Raw genomic sequence first — 4,438 nt, 5'->3', positions numbered from 1 at the left:
CAAATCATTTGGAAAATCACGATTTAGACAATTTTTCTAAAACCGGCTACTCTAATAGCCGGTTGGACGCACATACTGTGTGCATATCTGATCCAAAATTAAGTTTTGATGCAATGACGATCGTTGGAAATCTCAACCGAGACAACGCTCAAGCCCTTTCTAAATTTATGAGTGTAGAGCCCCAAATAAGACTTTGGGATATTCTTCAAACAAAGTTTAAAGCTAAAGCACTTCAAGAAAAAGTTTATATTGAATATGACAAAGTGAAAGCAGATAGTTGGGATAGACGTAATATGCGTATTGAATTTAATCCAAACAAACTTACACGAGATGAAATGATTTGGTTAAAACAAAATATAATAAGCTACATGGAAGATGACGGTTTTACAAGATTAGATTTAGCCTTTGATTTTGAAGATGATTTGAGTGACTACTATGCAATGTCTGATAAAGCAGTTAAGAAAACTATTTTTTATGGTCGTAATGGTAAGCCAGAAACAAAATATTTTGGCGTGAGAGATAGTAATAGATTTATTAGAATTTATAATAAAAAGCAAGAACGTAAAGATAATGCAGATGCTGAAGTTATGTCTGAACATTTATGGCGTGTAGAAATCGAACTTAAAAGAGATATGGTGGATTACTGGAATGATTGCTTTAGTGATTTACATATCTTGCAACCAGATTGGAAAACTATCCAACGCACTGCGGATAGAGCAATAGTTTTTATGTTATTGAGTGATGAAGAAGAATGGGGAAAGCTTCACAGAAATTCTAGAACAAAATATAAGAATTTGATAAAAGAAATTTCGCCAGTCGATTTAACGGACTTAATGAAATCGACTTTAAAAGCGAACGAAAAACAATTGCAAAAACAAATCGATTTTTGGCAACATGAATTTAAATTTTGGAAATAGTGTACATATTAATATTACTGAACAAAAATGATATATTTAAACTATTCTAATTTAGGAGGATTTTTTTATGAAGTGTCTATTTAAAAATTTGGGGAATTTATATGAGGTGAAAGAATAATTTACCCCTATAAACTTTAGTCACCTCAAGTAAAGAGGTAAAATTGTTTAGTTTATATAAAAAATTTAAAGGTTTGTTTTATAGCGTTTTATTTTGGCTTTGTATTCTTTCATTTTTTAGTGTATTAAATGAAATGGTTTTAAATGTTTCTTTACCTGATATTGCAAATCATTTTAATACTACTCCTGGAATTACAAACTGGGTAAACACTGCATATATGTTAACTTTTTCGATAGGAACAGCAGTATATGGAAAATTATCTGATTATATAAATATAAAAAAATTGTTAATTATTGGTATTAGTTTGAGCTGTCTTGGTTCATTGATTGCTTTTATTGGTCACAATCACTTTTTTATTTTGATTTTTGGTAGGTTAGTACAAGGAGTAGGATCTGCTGCATTCCCTTCACTGATTATGGGGTTGTAGCTAGAAATATTACAAGAAAAAAACAAGGCAAAGCCTTTGGTTTTATAGGATCAATTGTAGCTTTAGGTGAAGGGTTAGGTCCTTCAATAGGGGGAATAATAGCACATTATATTCATTGGTCTTACCTACTTATACTTCCTATGATTACAATAGTAACTATACCTTTTCTTATAAAGTAATGGTACCTGGTAAATCAACAAAAAATACATTAGATATCGTAGGTATTGTTTTAATGTCTATAAGTATTATATGTTTTATGTTATTTACGACAAATTATAATTGGACTTTTTTAATACTCTTCACAATCTTTTTTGTGATTTTTATTAAACATATTTCAAGAGTTTCTAACCCTTTTATTAATCCTAAACTAGGGAAAAACATTCCGTTTATGCTTGGTTTGTTTTCTGGTGGGCTAATATTTTCTATAGTAGCTGGTTTTATATCAATGGTGCCTTATATGATGAAAACTATTTATCATGTAAATGTAGCGACAATAGGTAATAGTGTTATTTTTCCTGGAACCATGAGTGTTATTGTTTTTGGTTATTTTGGTGGTTTTTTAGTGGATAGAAAAGGATCATTATTTGTTTTTATTTTAGGATCATTGTCTATCTCTATAAGTTTTTTAACTATTGCATTTTTTGTTGAGTTTAGTATGTGGTTGACTACTTTTATGTTTATATTTGTTATGGGCGGATTATCTTTTACTAAAACAGTTATATCAAAAATAGTATCAAGTAGTCTTTCTGAAGAAGAAGTTGCTTCTGGAATGAGTTTGCTAAATTTCACAAGTTTTTTATCAGAGGGAACAGGTATAGCAATTGTAGGAGGTTTATTGTCACTACAATTGATTAATCGTAAACTAGTTCTGGAATTTATAAATTATTCTTCTGGAGTGTATAGTAATATTCTTGTAGCCATGGCTATCCTTATTATTTTATGTTGTCTTTTGACGATTATTGTATTTAAACGTTCTGAAAAGCAGTTTGAATAGTTATATTATATTTTGGTTTAGAACTATGAGTGGCTAGCATTTTGCCACTCATTTTTTGCGTTAGCAAAAACAGGTTTAAGCCTCGCAGAGCACACGTATTAACGACTTATTAAAAATAAGTCTAGTGTGTTAGACTTAAACTATTAAATACACATGAAACCTTTGTGCTTAGGAGTGATTTTTATATGTCTTATTCCATTGTTAGAGTTTCAAAAGTTAAATCTGGAACAAATACAACGGGCATACAAAAACATGTTCAAAGAGAAAATAATAATTATGAAAATGAAGATATAGACCATAGTAAAACTTACTTAAATTATGATTTGGTAAATGCTAATAAACAGAATTTTAATAACTTGATTGATGAAAAAATCGAACAGAATTATACAGGCAAAAGAAAAATTAGAACAGACGCGATTAAACACATTGATGGTTTAATTACATCAGACAATGATTTCTTTGATAATCAAACGCCAGAAGATACAAAGCAGTTTTTTGAATATGCTAAAGAGTTTTTAGAACAAGAATACGGTAAAGATAATTTATTATATGCAACAGTTCACATGGACGAAAAAACACCACATATGCATTATGGCGTTGTTCCAATAACTGATGATGGTCGTTTAAGTGCTAAAGAAGTTGTAGGTAATAAAAAAGCTTTAACAGCGTTTCAAGATAGATTTAATGAGCATGTTAAACAACGAGGATATGATTTAGAACGTGGGCAATCAAGACAAGTAACAAATGCTAACATGAGCAAATAAGTCAGTATAAACAAAAAACAGAATATCATAAGCAAGAATATGAACGTGAGAGCCAAAAAACAGACCATATAAAGCAAAAGAACGATAAATTAATGCAAGAGTACCAAAAATCGTTAAATACGCTTAAAAAGCCTATAAATGTTCCGTATGAGCAAGAAACTGAAAAAGTAGGTGGTTTATTTAGCAAAGAAATACAAGAAACTGGAAATGTTGTAATAAGCCAAAAAGATTTCAATGAATTTCAGAAACAGATAAAAGCTGCTCAAGATATTTCGGAAGATTACGAGTATATAAAGTCTGGTAGAGCCTTAGATGATAAAGATAAGGAAATACGAGAGAAAGATGATTTATTAAATAAAGCAGTTGAGCGTATTGAAAACGCAGACGATAATTTTAACCAACTTTACGAAAATGCAAAGCCACTTAAAGAGAATATAGAAATAGCGTTAAAGCTTTTAAAAATCTTACTAAAAGAGTTAGAACGAGTTTTAGGAAGAAATACCTTTGCGGAAAGAGTTAATAAGTTAACAGAAGATGAACCAAAACTAAATGGTTTAGCAGGAAACTTAGATAAAAAAATGAATCCAGAATTATATTCAGAACAGGAACAGCAACAAGAACAACAAAAGAATCAAAAACGAGATAGAGGTATGCACTTATAGAACATGCATTTATGCCGAGAAAACTTATTGGTTGGAATGGGCTATGTGTTAGCTAACTTGTTAGCGAGTTGGTTGGACTTGAATTGGGATTAATCCCAAGAAAGTACCAACTCAACAACACATAAAGCCCTGTAGGTTCCGACCAATAAGGAAATTGGAATAAAGCAATAAAAGGAGTTGAAGAAATGAAATTCAGAGAAGCCTTTTGAGAATTTTATAACAAGTAAGTATGTACTTGGTGTTTTAGTAGTTTTAACTGTTTACCAAGATAATACAAATGCTTAAATAAAAAAAGACTTGATCTGATTAGACCAAGTCTTTTGATAGTGTTATATTAATAACAAAATAAAAAGGAGTCGCTCACGCCCTGACCAAAGTTTGTGAACGACATCATTCAAAGAAAAAAACACTGAGTTGTTTTTATAATCTTGTATATTTAGATATTAAACGATATTTAAATATACATCAAGATATATATTTGGGTGAGCGATTCCTTAAACGAAATTGAGATTAAGGAGTCGATTTTTTATGTATAAAAACAATCATGCAAATCATT

The 4,438-nt window shown here is 30.1% G+C and carries 1 protein-coding gene and 2 pseudogenes; all 3 read left to right on the top strand.

Annotated elements, in window-relative coordinates:
• Positions 1-917, top strand: a 917-nt coding sequence (locus HMPREF3125_RS02070) for a replication initiation factor domain-containing protein (RefSeq protein ID WP_234753897.1), incomplete at its 5' end; no start/stop codon positions are given.
• Between the two features lie 161 nt (positions 918-1,078).
• Positions 1,079-2,456: pseudogene (gene tet(K), locus HMPREF3125_RS02065) on the top strand (tetracycline efflux MFS transporter Tet(K)).
• Between the two features lie 185 nt (positions 2,457-2,641).
• Positions 2,642-3,882 (top strand): annotated as a pseudogene (mobV, locus tag HMPREF3125_RS02060) (MobV family relaxase).
• Positions 3,883-4,438: the final 556 nt, after the last annotated feature.

Origin of the sequence: Staphylococcus sp. HMSC13A10 (assembly GCF_001808005.1) — a bacterium.
GTDB lineage: Bacteria > Bacillota > Bacilli > Staphylococcales > Staphylococcaceae > Staphylococcus > Staphylococcus pasteuri.
Note: the sequence above shows the minus strand (reverse complement) of the source record. Positions and strands in the feature narration are given on the sequence as shown.